At 55.4% G+C, this 18,126-nt stretch carries 15 protein-coding genes and 3 tRNA genes; 10 read left to right on the top strand and 8 right to left on the bottom strand.

Annotated elements, in window-relative coordinates; translation table 11 throughout:
• Positions 1-4: 4 nt before the first annotated feature.
• Positions 5-1,027 (top strand): zinc-binding alcohol dehydrogenase family protein, encoded by a 1,023-nt coding sequence (locus FHI25_RS13715; protein ID WP_210518637.1) that lies wholly within the window; start codon positions 5-7, stop codon positions 1,025-1,027.
• Positions 1,028-1,116: 89 nt separating this feature from the next.
• Here the strand turns inward: FHI25_RS13715 and FHI25_RS13710 are convergent, their stop codons facing one another.
• On the bottom strand, positions 1,117-2,031 hold the full coding sequence (locus FHI25_RS13710; protein WP_210518635.1) for a LysR family transcriptional regulator: 915 nt from the start codon (positions 2,029-2,031) through the stop codon (positions 1,117-1,119).
• A 98-nt stretch (positions 2,032-2,129) separates the two neighbouring features.
• On the opposite strand from FHI25_RS13710, the gene FHI25_RS13705 reads away from it, so the two are divergent.
• A complete protein-coding gene (locus FHI25_RS13705; RefSeq protein WP_210518633.1) occupies positions 2,130-2,969 on the top strand; it encodes an NAD(P)H-dependent oxidoreductase in 840 nt (279 codons plus the stop codon).
• A gap of 55 nt (positions 2,970-3,024) precedes the next feature.
• On the opposite strand, the gene FHI25_RS13700 is transcribed toward FHI25_RS13705, so the two are convergent.
• A complete protein-coding gene (locus FHI25_RS13700; protein WP_064789003.1) occupies positions 3,025-4,011 on the bottom strand; it encodes a CoA ester lyase in 987 nt (328 codons plus the stop codon).
• A gap of 389 nt (positions 4,012-4,400) precedes the next feature.
• Here FHI25_RS13700 and FHI25_RS13695 point away from each other — a divergent pair, with 389 nt between their 5' ends.
• From FHI25_RS13695 to FHI25_RS13685, 3 genes are all read left to right on the top strand, one after another.
• On the top strand, positions 4,401-5,561 hold the full coding sequence (locus FHI25_RS13695; protein WP_210518631.1) for a GGDEF domain-containing protein: 1,161 nt from the start codon (positions 4,401-4,403) through the stop codon (positions 5,559-5,561).
• 182 nt (positions 5,562-5,743) lie between these two features.
• Positions 5,744-7,516, top strand: coding sequence for a calcium-binding protein (locus FHI25_RS13690; RefSeq protein ID WP_210518623.1), 1,773 nt, complete (start codon positions 5,744-5,746; stop codon positions 7,514-7,516).
• A 43-nt stretch (positions 7,517-7,559) separates the two neighbouring features.
• The gene (locus tag FHI25_RS13685) at positions 7,560-8,798 is read left to right on the top strand and encodes a calcium-binding protein (protein ID WP_210518621.1); all 1,239 of its coding nucleotides are present in this window, start codon (positions 7,560-7,562) and stop codon (positions 8,796-8,798) included.
• A gap of 51 nt (positions 8,799-8,849) precedes the next feature.
• Here the strand turns inward: FHI25_RS13685 and FHI25_RS13680 are convergent, their stop codons facing one another.
• On the bottom strand, positions 8,850-9,371 hold the full coding sequence (locus FHI25_RS13680) for a hypothetical protein (RefSeq protein ID WP_210518618.1): 522 nt from the start codon (positions 9,369-9,371) through the stop codon (positions 8,850-8,852).
• Between the two features lie 270 nt (positions 9,372-9,641).
• Here FHI25_RS13680 and FHI25_RS13675 point away from each other — a divergent pair, with 270 nt between their 5' ends.
• The gene (locus FHI25_RS13675; RefSeq protein WP_210518610.1) at positions 9,642-10,130 is read left to right on the top strand and encodes a fasciclin domain-containing protein; all 489 of its coding nucleotides are present in this window, start codon (positions 9,642-9,644) and stop codon (positions 10,128-10,130) included.
• A 172-nt stretch (positions 10,131-10,302) separates the two neighbouring features.
• Here FHI25_RS13675 and FHI25_RS13670 read toward each other — a convergent pair.
• Positions 10,303-10,379 (bottom strand) — tRNA-Arg (locus FHI25_RS13670).
• A gap of 54 nt (positions 10,380-10,433) precedes the next feature.
• A tRNA-Arg gene (locus tag FHI25_RS13665) sits at positions 10,434-10,510 on the bottom strand.
• A gap of 336 nt (positions 10,511-10,846) precedes the next feature.
• Here FHI25_RS13665 and FHI25_RS13660 point away from each other — a divergent pair.
• Positions 10,847-11,968: a hypothetical protein gene (locus FHI25_RS13660; RefSeq protein ID WP_210518608.1), complete on the top strand. Its 1,122-nt coding sequence runs from the start codon at positions 10,847-10,849 to the stop codon at positions 11,966-11,968.
• 150 nt (positions 11,969-12,118) lie between these two features.
• Entirely contained in the window at positions 12,119-12,391 is a 273-nt protein-coding gene (locus FHI25_RS13655; RefSeq protein WP_210518606.1) for a DUF4169 family protein, read from the top strand.
• A gap of 298 nt (positions 12,392-12,689) precedes the next feature.
• On the opposite strand, the gene FHI25_RS13650 is transcribed toward FHI25_RS13655, so the two are convergent.
• From FHI25_RS13650 to lipB, 3 genes are all read right to left on the bottom strand, one after another.
• Complete coding sequence (locus FHI25_RS13650; RefSeq protein ID WP_246879104.1) at positions 12,690-13,229, bottom strand: hypothetical protein; 540 nt, start codon at positions 13,227-13,229, stop codon at positions 12,690-12,692.
• Between the two features lie 352 nt (positions 13,230-13,581).
• Positions 13,582-14,598, bottom strand: coding sequence for a diguanylate cyclase (locus FHI25_RS13645; RefSeq protein ID WP_246879103.1), 1,017 nt, complete (start codon positions 14,596-14,598; stop codon positions 13,582-13,584).
• Between the two features lie 20 nt (positions 14,599-14,618).
• A complete protein-coding gene (gene lipB, locus FHI25_RS13640; RefSeq protein ID WP_008890064.1) occupies positions 14,619-15,269 on the bottom strand; it encodes a lipoyl(octanoyl) transferase LipB in 651 nt (216 codons plus the stop codon).
• A 117-nt stretch (positions 15,270-15,386) separates the two neighbouring features.
• Here lipB and FHI25_RS13635 point away from each other — a divergent pair.
• Positions 15,387-15,473: transfer RNA gene (locus tag FHI25_RS13635), tRNA-Leu, on the top strand.
• A gap of 341 nt (positions 15,474-15,814) precedes the next feature.
• Positions 15,815-18,106, top strand: a complete 2,292-nt coding sequence (locus FHI25_RS13630; protein ID WP_008890065.1) for an NADP-dependent malic enzyme — start codon at positions 15,815-15,817, stop codon at positions 18,104-18,106.
• Positions 18,107-18,126 lie beyond the last annotated feature (20 nt).

Below are 18,126 nucleotides of genomic sequence, written 5' to 3'. Positions count from 1 at the left end.
AAAGATGAAAGCCATCGGTATTTATAAATCTGCCCCGGTCGAAACCGACGGTCTGTTCACCCAGATCGAAACCGATGCCCCGGTTGCCGAGGGTCGCGATATCCTTGTGCGGGTAAAGGGCGTTGCAGTGAACCCGGTCGATTTCAAAGTCCGCAAGGGCAAGCAGGATGACGGTGCCTTCAAGGTGCTTGGTTGGGATGCGGCCGGTGTGGTCGAAGCTGTTGGCGAAGACGTCACCCTTTTCCGTCCGGGCGATGAAGTCTGGTATGCCGGTGATGTGACCCGTTCGGGGTCCAATGCCCAGCTGCAACTTGTTGATGAACGCATTGTTGCGCCCAAGCCGAAGTCACTTGATTTCGCCGCCGCCGCAGCCCTGCCATTGACGACGATTACCGCCTGGGAAGCGATGTTTGATCGTTTGCTGATTGACCGCACGGCGGTTGATGCCAATGCAAACAAAACGATCCTGATCATTGGCGGGGCCGGTGGTGTTGGATCGATTGCCATTCAGTTGGCCAAGCTTGCCGGTCTGAAAGTCATCACGACCGCTTCGCGCCCGGAAACCATTGCGTGGGTCAAAAAGCTTGGCGCGGATCAGGTGGTCAACCATCGCAATCCGCTGGATGAAGAACTGGCCGCGATTGATGTCGCCAATGTTGATTACATCTTCTGCACGTCGGAAACCGATCAGTATTTTGATTTGATGGCGACTGTCATCGCGCCGCAGGGTCGGATCGTGACGATCACCGAGGCCAAGGAAAATCACAATGTGGACCTTTTGAAAGCCAAGTCTGCCAGCTTCTCCTACGAGTTCATGTTTACCCGTTCGATGTTCCAGACGGCTGACATGATTGAACAGCACAAGCTTCTGGCGACGGTGGCCCAGTTGGTTGATGAGGGCACCATCACCAATACCGCGAATGAAAGCTTCGGCGCGCTGTCACCGGAAAGCCTGCAAAAAGCGCATGCATTGCTGGAAAGTGGCAAGGCCATTGGCAAGATCATCTTCGATGGCATTGCCGACTGATCGCAGTGCCATAAAATAACAGGCATCAGAATTACGGGCCGATCCGCGTGAATGTCGCGGGTCGGCCTTTTTTGTTGTGGGTTCAGGCCCTAGTCGGCGGAGGCATCTGCGATCAATGCTATGATCTGATCGCGGAGCCAGCGATACAGGGGATGGGTGGTGGTGCGGTCATGCCAGATCAGCGCCATGTCAAAACCCGTGACAGGCATCGGGGGATCAAATATCTGGATCTGACCGGTGCGACCGTGGGCAACCCGCCTGGGCACAAGTGCGATCATATTGCTGCGTGCGACGATTTCGGGGACAACAAGAAACCCCGGTGCAGACAGGGCGACATTGCGTTTGCGTCCAAGTGCTGCAAGGGCATCATCCGCAGGCCCCTTAAAGCCGCCGCCTTCGGGGGACACAACCACATGGTCAAGTGCACAAAAGCTATCAAGATCAAGTGGCGCGTTGATTGCTGGATGATCGCATCTGGCGATTGCGACATATTCCTCGCGATAGATTTTACGCATCCGAAGCGTTTCTGGCGCGGTTTCAGGCGTTGAAAGCGCAAGGCTGACATCACCGCGCGCCATCTGGGTATCCAGCATGGAGGTATCAATCGTGCGCCAGGCGACCTTGATCCCCGGCGCATCACGCCGCAAAACGTCAAGAAGCGGCATCAGGATCGCGTACTGCACATAGTCACTGGCGGCAATGGCAATGGTGGCGGTGATTGTTGATGGATCAAACGGACTGTTTTCCGCAACGACCCGGCGGACAGCTTCCAGTGCCTGATGCAGCGGTTCTTGCAGTTCAAGTGCGCGTTCGGTGGGGATCATGCCGCGCTGTGCGGGCAGTAATAATGGATCCCCCAGCAAATCACGCAGGCGCGTCAACCGTGTTGAAATCGCCGGCTGGCTCAGGTTCAGGCGCCTTGCTGCATGCGTGACATTGCGTTCGGCCAGCAGCGTGTCGAGTGTCACCAGCAGGTTCAGGTCAAGCTTGCTGATATCTGTCATATTTATACCAGATCAAAAATTATTGAATTTCAAGGATAGCAGAACATCAGGCCATGATCACGCATCGAACGTGATCCCCTTTTGGAAAGGACGCCCCAATGTCGAATGTCTTGATTGTCCATGCCCATCCCGAACCCGCATCCCTGACCAGCGCATTAAAGGATGTTGCGGTTGAAACGCTGCGTGCTGATGGCCACGCCGTGAAGGTTTCTGATCTGTATGCCATGGGGTGGAAACCTTTGGCTGATGCGCACGATTTCACCGAACGTCGCGATCCTGATCGGCTGATCTATGTGGCTGAGTCCAAAAATGCCTATGCGTCCGGCTTTCAGACGGCAGATATCGCCGCCGAACAGGACAAACTTCTGTGGGCGGACGCGGTTTTGTTCAGCTTTCCACTGTGGTGGTTTGGCATGCCCGCCATCCTGAAAGGCTGGTTTGATCGGGTGTTTGCCTATGGCTTTGCCTATGGTGTGGGCGAACATAGTGAGACGCACTGGGGCGATCGCTATGGCGAGGGCACGCTTGCCGGACGCCGCGCGATGCTGATTGTGCCGATTGGCGGGCATTTGCCGCATTACAGTGACCGTGGCGTTAATGGCAGCATCGATGATGTGTTGTGGCCGATCCAGCACGGTGCGCTTTTCTATCCCGGTATGGATGTCATGCCGCCATTTCCCGTTTATAGCGCCGATCGCATGGATGAGGACGGGTGGGCAGAAGTGAAGACCGCGTTCAAGGGGCGTCTTGCGCGTCTGTTTATCGATGATCCGATCCCGTATCGCGCTCAGAATGGGGGGCACTATGATGGTAAACAGCGCCTGAAGCCGGAACTCGGTGGTGGTTCAGATGGCATCAACATGCATCTGGTGCGTGAAGGCGATCCCCAAGAAGTCCTTCGCGGGCAGGTACGGCAAACAAGGCGGCTTGCGTCCTAGAAAAAAGGGCCGGAGATGAAATCCGGCCCTTTGTCATTTTGTTGGCGTTCTATGCCTAGCCCGCGTCGCGTGCGGCGATGGCTTCGGCCTGACGGACCATGACTTCGGCCTGTTTGATGGATGCGATATCAATCAGACGACCATCAAGGGCGACGGCACCGGCCCCTTCGGACTGAGCCTTTTCCATCGCTTCGAGGATGCGCTTGGCCTTGGTGACTTCGGCATCAGAAGGCGAATAAACCTCGTTGGCCAGCGTGATCTGGCTTGGGTGGATCGCCCATTTGCCCTCGCAACCCAGCACCATGGCGCGTGCCGCCTGCGCGCGGTAGCCATCCGGATCGGAGAAATCCCCAAACGGACCATCAATCGGACGCAGGCCATTGGCGCGCGCCGCGACCACCATGCGCGCAATGGCGTAATGCCACATGTCACCCCAGTGGTAATCGCGCGGATTGTCGCCATCCTTGTCGGTCAGAACGCCATAATGCGGGTTCGGGCCGCCAATGCCGGTGGTCATCGCCTTGGTCGAGGCGGCGTAATCGGCCACCCCGAAGTGCAGGCTTTCATTGCGCGGAGAGCCTGCGGCAATTTCATGGATGTTTTGCATGCCAAGGGCGGTTTCAATAATCAGCTCAAACCCGATGCGTTTCTTGCGGCCCTTGGCCGTTTCGATCTGGGTTGCCATCATATCAAGGGCGTAAACGTCGGCCGCGGTTCCGACCTTGGGGATCATGATCAGGTCAAGCCGGTCACCTGCCTGTTCAAGGACATCGACGACGTCACGATACATGTAATGGGTATCAAGACCGTTGATGCGAACCGACAGGACCTTGTCGCCCCAGTCGATGTCGTTGATGGCCTGGATGATGTTTTTGCGCGCCTGTTCCTTGTCACTGGGTGCAACCGCGTCTTCCAGATCAAGGAAAATGGCATCGGCCTTGGATTTGGCAGCCTTTTCAAACAGTTCGATCCGGCTGCCGGGAACGGCAAGTTCGGACCGGTTCAGACGTGCCGGGGCCGGGGTCGGTGTGGTGAAGCTCATGGTAACGTTTCTCCAGAACCTGTCATTTCAATCAGTGCGTCGCAGGCGACGGATCATCAATTGATCATCGCGCGAGGCATGTGGCGTATTCTTGCGTCCCGTTTTGGGGATCGTACCGTGGCCGCTGTGACAGTTATGTGGTCTGCAATCATTGTGCGTCGCAGTAAACCTGTGGGTAATTTAGGGTGCGGATGCGAATGGTGGCAAGTTTTAAAACACTTATGTCTCTAGTGCTTTTGGCGCACGCGATCCGTAAATCAGAAAAACTCGAGATAAGCCGGATAAAGCAATAGCCCCTTAACCGGACTGTCGTTAGATTACCGGCGATACCGGGAACGCCATCGGTTGCGGGCCCTTAGACCCCATCAGCAGGTAGTATCGAACGCCCCATGCGTCGCGCTTATTCCATTGTTGTTTCTGCCGGACTGGCACCTGCCCTGATTTTGGGCGCGTGTCTGGTGCTGGCCGTTTCACCGACACTGGTGCCAGCCGAACTTTCCGGATTGGTGCGATACGGGCCGTTCTTGCTGGCGGTGCTGGGCGGGGCGATTGGCTGGTGGTTTAACCGCGGGCGTGCGGTTTTTGTCATGGCTTTGTTGCTGATTTGCTATTGGCTTCTGGTGGGCAACGGAGCCGGCATTTCGGCCGAGGGTTTGGCGTTCCTGCGGATCGCGACACTTTATCTGATCCCGATCAATCTGCTTTTGCTGGGCTTTACGGCTGAACGCGGTGTTTTGAACCCGCGCGGTATTGCCCGGATGCTGGTTCTGGGATTGCAGATCTTTGTCATGCTGATGCTGGCCGGCCAACCCGATGTCGGATCGGCCCTGCATCGCGTGCTCGATACGCGCTTTTTTGTCAGTACCGGCATTCTGGGCGCAATGCCCCATCCGGCGATGATCATATCCGTAATCGCGGTGATCTTGCTTCTGATTCGGCACAAGCCGCTTGAAACCAGTTTTGCGGCGGCGATCATTGCGATTGATGTGGCAACGGTGATGGGCACCGGGGTTATTCAATATGGATATCTGGCGGCCACCGGCGTGGTTCTGGCGGGGCTTGCGCAGGAAGCCTGGCGGATGGCGTTTGTTGATGATCTGACCGGGTTGCCGGGCAGGCGGGCACTGGGCCATGCCATGGCCGAACTTGGCAATCAGTATGCGATTGCGATGCTCGATGTTGATCACTTCAAGAAGTTCAACGACACCTATGGCCATGACGTCGGCGACATCGTCCTTAAAAAGGTTGCGCGGGAACTGGCGCGCGTCGGCGGTGGTGGCAAGGCGTTCCGGTTTGGCGGCGAGGAATTCACTGTCGTTTTTGCCGGACGTTCAGCCGAAAGGGCGCATGAGCCACTTGAAGCCCTGCGCAAACGGATTGCCGACAACAAGATCACCCCGCCGGAAAAGAACAAGGCAGTATCGGTCACGATTTCAGTCGGTGTTTCCGAGCGCGATGACGATACGACCGATCCATGGGCGGTGCTTAAGCGTGCAGACCAGAAACTGTATGAAGCCAAGCAATCCGGGCGTAACCGTATTGTGGTTTAAGTAATGTTCGTGCCGTGTTTCGATTATTTCGAATAGATAAAAGGTATATTGAAATAAATTAGTTCAAATTTGTTTCGATCTTGATCAATTTTTAGTTCAGTATATTTAGTTTTATTGTCGTTTTACGATCATTTTTGTGATGCTACGCTTGTGAGCTCTTTCATGATTTATGGAGCCTCATTATGGCACGCATCATCGGTACACCTGAAGACGACGTGATCCGCAACGAATGGACCGGTGACACAGTCTATGGTCTTGAAGGCGATGACACCATCTATGTCGGCAGTGGAGATACGATTGAAGGTGGTGCCGGTGCGGACACCTTCATTGCGATCTATAAAGAGAATTACACGCTTTCCTACGCGTTATCCGACGACCCAGTCCATATCGAGTTCTATAACAACTTTAATGATGATCGCGAAACACGCGAAATAGAGCTCATTGCGCGGGGTGGTGATGCAGAGGGGGATACGCTCGAGTTTTACCGGGAAGATCGTTACTATCAGCAGGAGTTCGATATCACGGGCTCAGATAATGACGATCACATTCAAGGTGAACTCTATTCCGTCGATGGTGGGGGTGGAGCGGATACAATCGTCTTCGATTACCGCGATATAAAACCGTTCTATTCCTATGAGCCGACCGTTACTTATGTCCGGTCACCGGAAGCTGTGATTTTTGATCAGGACAGTATGAGCGGTATTGGCGGTGATGCGACCGGCGATCAAATTTCCATTCTCGATGAAACTACCGAAACGCCCGACCTTAATATTCGCGGATCGAACCATGATGACGTTCTGATCGGCGGCGACGTGCGAGGCGGGATCCTGAAAGGGGCGGGCGGTGATGACTTCCTTGTCGGTGGCGCACGCTCCAACGACCTTTGGGGCGAGTGGGGCAATGATACGCTGCTTGGCCACGGTGGCGACGACAGTCTGAACGGTGGTTCCGGTGCTGATTTCATAAATGGTGGCGCCGGGCAAGATGAAGTTACCTTCATTCATTCCAATGAAGGTGTAGAGGTTGAGCTGACCGACGGGGTCGCCATAGCAAGTGGCGGACATGCCGAGGGCGACGTCATTACCGATGTTGAAAACATATTCGGGTCCCGACATTCGGACGTGCTGATCGGAAATAGCGGCGACAACGTTATTGACGGGTTTTACGGCTTTGACTCGATCTATGGCGGCGCGGGAAACGATACGCTTTCGGGCACATATGTCTATGGCGAGGCAGGCGATGACATTTTGTCGGGGCAGCAGCACGGCATGGGCGGCCGGGACACCCTTGTGGGCGGCGACGGCGACGATACCCTCAATGGCAATGACGGTGGGGACCTGCTTTTCGGCGGTGATGGCAATGATACGCTGACGGTCTTCAACGTTTATTACGATGATTTCTTAGAGCCCTATGCGACATATGCCCGGGGCGGAAATGGCGATGACGTCATCAAGGGGCATGTGGCGGATGATCAGTTATACGGTGACGCTGGCCGTGATCACATCAATGGCGGCATGGGCAGCGACCATATTTTGGGCGGTGACGGCCATGATGTGCTTGATGGTGGCGGCGGTGTGGGCAATTGGATCTATGGCGGTGATGGCAACGACCTGATGCGCGGGGATACCTTTGTTTATCAGGTGTTTGAAGGTGGTGCCGAACGTGACCGGATCGTCGATTTCAATACCGGGACGGACGATTACAGTGATGACTATACCGATCATCTGTATTTCGGAACGACGTTTCAGGAAAAAAGCGGGATTGAGAGCTTCGAAGACTTTCTGGATCACGCGACAGAAAATGAAACCGGGGTCTATGTCGATTTTGCAAATGGCCGACATTACGAATATGGCGTCCAGATCGACGATGTGACGCTTGATGAACTGAGCGCTGACAACGTCATTTTTGCAGATGATGAAGATCGTCTTGCCACAGCTGAAGCCGATATTCTGTGAGTGCTTCAAAGTATTTTTCTGACCGCTTTTGCTGGAGAAAGACATGACTGTGATCCGTGGCACGGAAGACAACGATATTCTTTATGAAACCATTGGCAGCCAGGCGGTTTATGGCCTTGGCGGCGATGATGTTCTTTTCGGGACAGACAGGATCAGTTCGCTGTTTGGCAACGAAGGAAATGACACCCTGTATGGTGGTGGTGGAAACGACAAACTGACGGGTGGTGAAGGGGCAGACGCGTTATATGGCGGGCCGCAATCACGTGACGCCGTGTTTTACGAAGGCAGCACACCCGATGACGCCGTCTATGTCAATCTTGCAACCGGGCATGGGATCGGCGGGGATGCCGATGGGGATCGCTTGTTTGATATCGAGGTGGTCTACGGGACAGAAGCAGACGATCAGTTGATCGGCAGCGATCAAAGCGATGTTCTTTGGGGCCGTGGTGGTAGTGATCTTCTGATTGGTGGTGCCGGGGATGATTTCATCTATGGAGATTATCTTGGGGATCAATCGGGCGACGACACCATTTTCGGCGGGGACGGAAATGACACCCTGACCGGCAGGGATGGCAATGACATTCTGGTTGGTGGTGCCGGGAATGATCGACTTGCAGGCGGTGCGGACGGCGACATCCTGTCCGGTGGTGCAGGCATGGACACCCTTGATTACAACGACAACGGCACCGAGGGGGTGGAGATCAATCTTTCGACCGGAACCGCATCAGGCGGCACCGCCAGCGGCGATGTGTTTGACGGGTTTGAAAATGTACGCGGATCACGTGCGTCTGATGTGATCACCGGTGATGATACGCGTAATCATCTGGATGGTTTTTATGGCGACGATCATTTGCGCGGCGGCGATTTCCATGATGCCCTGACAGGGGGCGGTGGTAATGACACGCTTGAAGGCGGCGATGGAAATGATCTTCTGACCGGTGATGGTCGTGATGCCTACGGGGCGTCGGGTTCAGATACGTTTTTATGGCGCGTGTTTGAAGGAGGTGCGGAACGTGACCGGATCACAGACTTTGACACCGGGGAACAAGGCGACCGGTTTGTTTTTGGCAAAACGTTTCAGGAAAAGAGCGGGATTGAGGATTTCGACGATTTTCTCGATCACGCGACTGAAAATGATACCGGCGTTTATGTCGATTTTGCCGATGGCCGACATTACGAATATGGCGTGCAGATCGACGGGATCACGATTGATCAATTGTCACCGGATCATGTCTTCTTTGAGGAAGGCAATGATGGCCAATTGCCAATCGACGATCTGTGATCGCACCACTTCAATGGACCCTGTGCAGCAGCACTGACTGCTGTACAGGCCTTAAAGTTCGTCAAACTTGAAGACAAGTCGCATCGAGCCCGCCGTGTTGGCGAGGGTTGCCAGACAGTTGGCGGCGCGTTCCGGCGGAATGGTGACGGCAAAGCGCAGGGTGTAAATCCGCGCATCCTTTTCATCGGTTGCCGATGCCGCCAGACGGACGATGTTGGCGTTATATTCGATAAAGATTTCCGACAGACGCGCAATCAGGCCCGGCTGATCAATCCCCGAACATTCAATCAGATGGGTGGCACCCGGTGCCGTGGTCATTTTGGGCGCGGCGGCGATGACTTCGACCGTGATGTCGGCATTGCCAAGGGAAAGTCCGCGCAGCACAGCTTCGCATTCGGCTATCGGGCATTCGTCGGGAAGTTCGCACGTGGTTTCAAACTTGGCAACATCGCCGTCGAGCGAAAAGGATGTGGGGCCAAGGTTTGTGCCGATATCAAACAGTCGTCCGGTGATATCGGAAATCAAACCGACGCGGTCATCGCAGGAAATGGTGATCCGGGTGTTGGCGTTCATTGGTGCGCTCCGTCCTAGGAAGTTTTTCCCTTATCGGGCTTTGCCCTTGTGATCAGCTGACCATAACACCGCAGCGAACCAAGATGCAGTGATTTTGTCGACCGGATGGCTACGCGCCAAGGGAGTATTACGTTGTGCATAGGTGATTGGATGCGCCTTTGTTATCACAATCATATGATTGAACTGGTCTGCGATGATGGCGCGTATGCACTCCTGTGACAGCAACAATTCGACGTTGAAATTCCACGTTGGTTAACAGGAGATAGGACCATGTCTGCGATCAAATCGTCTCTCATTGCCGTTGCGACCGCTGCCAGCCTGACCTTTGGTGCGATGTCTGCCAAAGCAGCTGACATCGTTGATACCGCCGTTGCCGCCGGTTCGTTCAATACGCTTGTCGCGGCCGTGCAGGCCGCCGGACTTGTCGATACGCTTAAAGGCGAAGGTCCGTTTACGGTCTTTGCACCGACCGACGAAGCCTTTGCCAAACTGCCGGCAAGCACCGTTGAAGACCTTCTTAAGCCGGAAAACAAGGACAAGCTTGTTTCCATCCTGACCTATCATGTGGTGCCGGGCAAAGTGATGTCGGGTGACATCGCAGGCAAGGAAATGATGGTTGCCAGTGTCCAGGGTGACAGCATCGATGTGAATGCCATGAACGGTGTCATGGTCGATGAAGCCACTGTGGTCAATGCCGATATCGAGGCAGACAACGGTGTTATTCACGTGATCGATACCGTGATCATGCCGGGCATGTAATCCCGCACACATCGACATAAAATATCGGATGTAAAATACGAAGCCCGGTACAAATATGTGCCGGGCTTTTTTTCTGATCGGGCTTGTTTGCAGATTGTGCGCCGGACCAAGCAAGCGCAAAGCAGGTGTGCGAAACAACAAAGGCCCGACGCAGTAACGTCGGGCCTTTGACTGGCGCGCCCGGAAGGATTCGAACCTCCGGCCTTCTGATTCGTAGTCAGATGCTCTATCCAGCTGAGCTACGGGCGCTTTTACGCTTGTATAAATGGTAAAGGCCCGACGCGGTGACGTCGAGCCTTTCACTGGCGCGCCCGGAAGGATTCGAACCTCCGGCCTTCTGATTCGTAGTCAGATGCTCTATCCAGCTGAGCTACGGGCGCTTGCCTTAATTTCCGGCGGTTTGCAAAGGACTGCTCCCCGTCGGCGGAGCGGAACTTATGCAAACGAGCAGGTCATTGCAAGCAGTAAATTTGAATTTTTCCCATTTTTTCACAGGGCGCGGTTTACCTGACTGCTACGCCCCTGTTTTGCCCGGCTTTGTCCGCTTTGAAGTGAATAAGGACAAGACTCGGCAAAAAAGGGGCAAATGCGTCTTGTTCCATAAGTGGTCGTAGACTAAGATGCTTTCAATCCCGGGGGAGCAGGGGCTTGTTTCACCTAGATAAAAAGGCAAGCCCAGGGAGATTCGCATATTTCTACTTAGGTAATAGATCGAAATGGCCGTTCGTAAAACCTACCTCGCCGTAATCGGCACCGCCCTGATGCTGGGGGGATGTTCTTTTTCTTCTGAGGCCCTGTGGCCGACACTTGCCGGTGAAGAGGAAACGACGCAGCAAAACGTCGTTGCCAATCAGCCTGTTGGTGCCGATGCCATCACCAGCTATGACGTTGCTGCAAGCACGGAACCGCTGACCGGGGTATCTCAGACCGGAACCTTTGTTGGTTCCAAGGTCGAGAACATGCAGCAGGAGCTGAACCGTCTCAAATCCGCTTTGAGCAATCATAGCAACGAACTGCAGCAACTGCGTGGACAGACCGTCGCGCACTCGCAGGCCTATCACGGCACGGTTGCCGCGATCAGTGCCCGTCTGCAGGTCGGCACCACGCCGGGCAACCCGGTTCTGGTGCAGCAGTGGAACACCGCACAGTCCGAACTGGACCGTGTGAATGATGACATTGCCGCGCTGAACTCGCTGGCCAACAAGGTTGCTGCCGACAGCACGCTGTCGACCTTCCTGCTTGAGTCGGTTCGTTCGGCCTATCAGGTTTCAGGCGCTGTTGACGAAGACCACCGTCAGCTGGCCCTGCTTGAAGACGAAACCAACCGCACCACGGTGCTGATTGATCGTCTTCTCAACGAAATCAGCGAAAGCCTTGCCCGTCAGACGTCTTATGTCAGCACAGAACGCGCGAACCTCAATGCGCTGGCGCTGGCTGTCAAGAATGGCGAGATCTTCGGGGATTCCCTTTCGAAACGTGTCTTCCAGTCGCAGGCTGCACCGGCATCAAGCGGTCAGCGTATGGCAGCTGCACCAAGCGATCGTCCGCTTGTCGTGATCCGTTTTGATACGGCGAGCGTCAAGTACGAGCAGGCGTTGTATAACGCGGTGAACCGCGTTCTCGAACGTCGCCCGCAGGCAAGCTTTGATGTGGTTGCGGTGACACCGAATCGTGGTACCCCGGCGCAGGTTGCGCTGAATGCCAATAAATCCAAGCGCAACGCGCAGGCAGTTCTTCGGTCGCTGACCGATATGGGCATGCCAAGCTCGCGCGTGCGTGCTTCTGATGCGACCAGCGCATCTGTCTCGGCAAACGAGGTGCACGTCTTCGTGCGCTAAGTCCTGTCGGACACCAACGGATTTTAAGAACGGCTAGCGGGTGCTTCGGGAGATCGAAGCACCCGTTTTTTATTTCGGGTCATGCCGGTCGGGTTGTTTCGCCTGATCCGGTCAGCCGGAAAAACAGAAGCCAGAAAACAGAAGGCAGATATGGGCGATCTGGTTAATCTGCGTCAGGCACGCAAACGCAAGCAACGCGACGAAAAGGCGCGCAAGGCTGATCAGAACCGCTTGCTGCACGGGCGCACGCGTGGTGAACGTACCCTGACTGAACACGAACGCCAGAACGCCGCCAAACAGCATGACGGGCACAAGCGTGAAAAGCCGACCGGCGGTGAGGAAAACCAAGCACCCGACGTCAGCGAAAATAACGTGGTTTCAATCTTCGCATCTGATGACCCGTCCGACAGCGAAGTCAAATAGCAGCCCTATCATTCAAATCAAATTAATAGGTCCTGAGCCTGGCACATGCGGATAAACCGCGTGTCGTGCTTTGTTGGTTTGTAAGTTGTGATCAGGGGGCAGGGAACCGTTGCCCGCGTGTGATGTGCCGTGACAATGGCGTGTTGCCATCGTTGCGGATCAAACGGGCAGGTGTCGGCCGTTGCACAAGGTGGCACGGCATCACCGGCAGTGCCGGGTATTCAAATCGCGGCATCGGAAATTGCATTCCGTCTGCCGGTCGCAAGTCTTCAGGCGCAATGTGAACGGATCACGGCGATCAGTTCAGCAGCGTTTCCGCTTCGCGTTTGGCCTGATCAAGGGCTTCATCCCATCCCATCAACCAGTCTTCATGATCACGGCAATCGGACGGATAGGGGTTTTCGGTCAGACGGTGGGCGTCAATCCCGGCCGAAAAACCGGAACCATAGGCCGAATTCGGCAGATGGCGTTCCTGAACCACCGGCGCATGGGTTTCATAAAGGTTGTTGCGAAATGCCGGCAGCGAACACAGCACGCCATCATCGATGCCAAGCGGGTAAGCCATCATCATCGCCGTTCCAAGCGAGGTGATCGACAATTCTTCACCCGCCGTCATGCGGATCAAGCCAGCCAGTTGAAGATTGGCGATGGCATTGTCGATGCGGCGCTGCAAGTCAGGGCCGTCTTTGATGGCAACCTGATTGCCATAATCGTCGGTACAGAAAAGGGACAGGACACGGCGCAGCAACATGCTGCGATCAAGGTTTGCCTCGGCGCTGCGCAGTACGGTCAGCATCAAGGTCGGGTCGCCAGGCGCGAAATCCATAGAACTGGACATTCATGGGCCTCCGTTCGGGTCTAAACGAATTCCCTCCCAAGTCGGCAGCGATTATCTCTTGGCCTTGCTCTCTCGGTCTTGGTCTCTTGGTCTTGAGCGGAGGCAAAGCCCTGCTGCTTTTTCTTATTATAGTTTGCAGATATGTTGCCAACTTGTGAAGACAAGATTTCGCTTATGCGGAATTTTTTGTTCTTGGCAGTGAACAAAAACACTTTCACGGCGTAACAATCTGAAAACAGGTGGCTATTGTCGTTGCTGCACTGCGGAAGAATTTGGTGAAAATTTTTCCTGATTTGGGCTGGCTTGGGCCAGGTAGCAGCACTTTCGCCTTTGGTGCCTGGTGGAGATCGCCTCAGGTCGCGGTCTTGCTGGATTTTGTGGCCGTGGACGCGGTCTTGCCATCCGGGTTGCGCCAGACGCGCACGCGATTGCGACCGCCTTCCTTGGCGGCGTATAGGGCCTTGTCGGCTTTTTCGATGATTTGCTCGGTCGTGCGGTTCTTGGTCATCGGGGCCGCCCCGATGGAGGCCGTGACTGGCAATATCGTTTCGTCCGAGATGGCAACCGGGGATGCCTCGATCACGCGACGCAGGCGTTCAAGAACGCGCGCGCATTGCTTCATGTCGGCATTGGGCAGGCAGACCAGGAATTCCTCACCGCCATAACGATAGACCTTGTCAAACGGGCGCACATGAGATTGCAGAATCCCCGCCACCGATTGCAAAACCAGATCACCTGCCTGATGGCCATAGGTGTCGTTAACCGATTTGAAGTGATCAAGGTCGACCAGCGCGATCGCGGTCGGGACCCCGGTGCGGATCGCACGTTCGCGTTCGGCATTAAGGTCGCCCATCATCGTCTGACGGTTATAGGTGCCGGTGAGAGGATCGACATCTGATCGCGCGGTTCGGAACGCACGTTCAAGCCGGCGGAGCTGGGCAAAGAACGATTCTGCGCGCAGGGCCATCATGTCGAATTCGGCCGAATCGACTTCGTGATCGACATCATGTGCGCTCAGAAGCCGTTTGGCCGACTCGTGAAGTTGCTGATGGGTGGTTGCCAGGGCGCGCATGGCGGGTTGGTCAATCAGGCGGTTATGGCGATTAAGCGCGTACCACGCCCCGAAATCACAATCATGATCGTCTTCGTCGGCGTCAGATGATGCCTGCGAATCCCCCAGAACCAGCTTGCGGTTCCAGCGCAGCAAAAGGGCGATATGTTCGCCAAGCGCCTTTTCAAGTTCGGCAAGAATGTCGCGTTCAGCATCGGCCATCCCGCCATCGGCAATGCTTTCGGGCATTTTATGGCCCTTGGATCTGCCTTTAGCTGGCGGGGTGTCTGCCTTGGCCGGTTGCGACTTGTCACTCATTCGGAAGGCCCGGATTGGGGTTACGAGAAGATTTCGCCAAAGGTCTGTTGTAACAGGCGATCAAGCTCCGCCATAGGAATATCGACGCCAAGATCTTTCAGGCTGGTGACCCCATGGTCGGAAATGCCACACGGCACGATTCCACCGAAATGCGTCAGGTCCGGGGCGACATTGATGGCAATACCGTGGAAGGTCACCCAGCGGCGCACGCGTACACCAATGGCGGCGATCTTGTCTTCGCGGCCATCATCGCGCACCACCCAGATGCCAACACGGCCATCGCGCCGCTCGCCTTTGACGCCAAGCAGGGCGAGGGTGCGAATCACCCATTCTTCAAGGTTATGAACATAGACACGGACATCGCGACCGCGATTCTTAAGGTCGAGCATCAGATAAACCGTGCGCTGACCCGGTCCGTGATAGGTATATTGCCCGCCGCGGCCCGCGTCATAGACCGGAAAGCGATCCGGATCGACAAGGTCCTCGGCATGGGCACTGGTGCCGGCCGTATAAAGTGGCGGATGTTCAAGAAACCAAACAAGTTCATGGGCTTCGCCAGCATGAATGGCCTCTGCGCGGGCTTCCATTTCTGCAAGGGCTTCGGGGTAGGAAACCAACTCCGGGGTGGTGCGCCACTCGGGGATTTGCGCGGTTGGGGCGTTGCTTTGCATTTTTCCTGTCAAATAAGTGAAATGAGCCCTTGATCAGGGGATACCAATTTGCTATCTCCCTTTCCGCACCAAGGCAACCCCACTTAATTACCTCAAGGGCTTTGCTGACTAACATATGCGGTCGTGGCGGAATTGGTAGACGCGCAGCGTTGAGGTCGCTGTGGGCTAACCCCCGTGGAAGTTCGAGTCTTCTCGACCGCACCATTATCTGGCCTCCCGGCCAATCGGGAAGGTCACGAAAAAGAACCCGTCAGCAATGGCGGGTTTTTTCGTTTGTGGACCTTCCCCATATATCCCCTACAATGGTTTGAATACGGCAATGGATCGGTTGGTGTACGTCATCACGCGGTTGCGGCATAAACAATTGATTTATTGTGCGGTGCCGCGTTGAAAATTACGCAATGCAGCCCCTTGGCGGAGAATGAACTGAGTGCTTCAATCGCGGGCCAAACTCATTTAGTCTACCGGTCCCGCTAGAGTGAATTATCAGGATTTAACCGATTAACGGTTAATTTATGTAAATACCTGAAATCAAAGGTATTATAATGGCAAATAGAAATGACAAGCTGCGCGAAGCAGCTTTGGACTATCACCGGTATCCCACCCCGGGGAAATTGTCCGTAACGGCAACCACCACCCTTGCCAACCAGCGCGACCTTGCCCTGGCTTATTCGCCGGGCGTCGCGTTTGCGTGCGAGGAAATCGTCAAAAACCCCGATACCGCAGCTGATTACACCGCGCGCGGCAACCTGGTCGGGGTGATTTCAAACGGTACGGCGGTGCTTGGCCTTGGCCCGATTGGCCCGTTGGCGTCCAAGCCGGTGATGGAAGGCAAGGCGGTTCTGTTCAAGAAGTTCGCCAATATCGATGTTTTCGATCTTGAAGTAAACGAAACCGACCCGCAAAAATTTATCGATATCGTCGCAGCGCTGGAGCCGACTTTTGGGGGTGTTAACCTCGAAGACATTAAGGCGCCAGAATGCTTCATCATCGAAGAGGCATTGCGTAAACGCTGCAACATTCCGATTTTCCACGATGACCAGCACGGCACGGCGATCTGTGTGGCGGCCGCGGTCCTCAATGGTCTGCGTGTGACCGGCAAGGATATCAACAAGGTCCGCCTTGTGACATCAGGTGCCGGTGCCGCCGCCTTGGCGTGTCTGAACCTTCTGGTTTCCATGGGGTTGCCCAAGCACAACATCACGGTCACCGACCGGTTTGGTGTGGTCTATAAGGGCCGGGCCGAGGAAATGGATCCGTGGAAGGCCGAATACGCGATTGAAACCAACGCCCGTACGTTAAGCGACGTGATCGAAGGGGCTGATATCTTCCTGGGTCTTTCGGCGCCGAACGTGATGGGCGAGGACGAGCTTCGCAAGATGGGCGAAGGTCCGATCATCATGGCGCTGGCCAACCCGACGCCGGAAGTTTCCCCGGAACTGGTCAAGGAAATCCGCCCGGACGCGGTTATGGCCACCGGTCGCACGGACTATCCGAACCAGGTGAACAACGTTCTTTGCTTCCCGTTCCTGTTCCGTGGCGCGCTTGATGTTGGCGCGACCGAGATCAACGAGGAAATGAAGATCGCCGCGGTCCATGCCATTGCCGATCTGGCAACTGCCGAGGTTTCGGATGTTGTGGCAACTGCCTATGGCGGGGAGGAGCTTAAATTCGGTCCGGAATATCTGATTCCCAAACCGTTTGATCCGCGCCTGATGCTGGAAATTCCGCCGCGTGTGGCGAAGGCCGCCATGGCGAGCGGTGTTGCCAAACGCCCGATCGAGGATTTCGACGAGTATCGTCAGCAGCTTGAAGGTTTCGTCTTCCGGTCCGGCCTTGTCATGAAGCCGGTGTTTGACGTGGCGCGTTCGCACAAGAAACGCGTTGTCTATCCCGAAGGCGAATCGCGTCGTGTTCTGCAAGCCTGTCAGGTGCTTGTCGATGACGGCATTTGTCATCCGGTGCTGATTGGCCGCCGCGAGGTTATCCTTGAACGGATTACCGAGCTTGGCCTGCGTCTTGTTCCCGATGAGCAGATTGAAATTCACGATCCCGATGACAACCCGCATTTCGAACAGGACTGGCAGGACTTCCACAACATCATGGGCCGTCGCGGCATCAACCCGGAATATGCCCGGGCGATTGTCCGTACCCGTCCGACCGTGATCGCGGCCCTTATGCTGCGTCGTGGGGAAGTCGATGCGATGCTGTGCGGTTGTCAGGGCGGTTTCCTGCGCCATCTGCGCTATGTCCGCAATCTTGTTGGCCTGCGTAAGGGGGTTACTGATTTCTCCACGGTCAACATGATGATCATGAAGCAGGGGACGTTCTTCCTGACCGATACTTATGTGTCGGTCGATCCGACCCCGGAACATGTGGCAGAAACCACCATCATGGCCGCCGACGTCGTCAAACGGTTCGGGATGACGCCAAAGGCCGCGTTGATTTCGCATTCCAACTTCGGCAGCCACGAAAACAAGTCGGCCTGCAAGATGCGTGATGCGCTTCAGCTGATCAGAACGCAGGCGCCCGATCTTGAGGTCGAAGGCGAAATGCATGCGGATGCAGCCATTTCGCAGCCGATCCGTGACCGGATCTTCCCGCACTCGATGCTGAGCGGTTCGGCCAACCTTCTGGTGATGCCAACACTCGATGCGGCCAATATCTCGTACAACATGGTCAAGATGTTGGGCGACGGGCTTCCGGTTGGGCCGATCCTGGTCGGTGCGGCCAAATCAGCCCACGTCGTCAGCCCGTCGATTACCGTGCGCGGTATTGTCAACATGACGGCGATTGCCGTTGTTGATGCCGTCACGCGGACGCAGGAAAGCCAGTAACATACCCCCCAGCCCCGTCT

It is taken from the genome of Thalassospira sp. ER-Se-21-Dark (genome assembly GCF_017922435.1).
Taxonomy (GTDB): domain Bacteria; phylum Pseudomonadota; class Alphaproteobacteria; order Rhodospirillales; family Thalassospiraceae; genus Thalassospira.
Note: the sequence above shows the minus strand (reverse complement) of the source record. Positions and strands in the feature narration are given on the sequence as shown.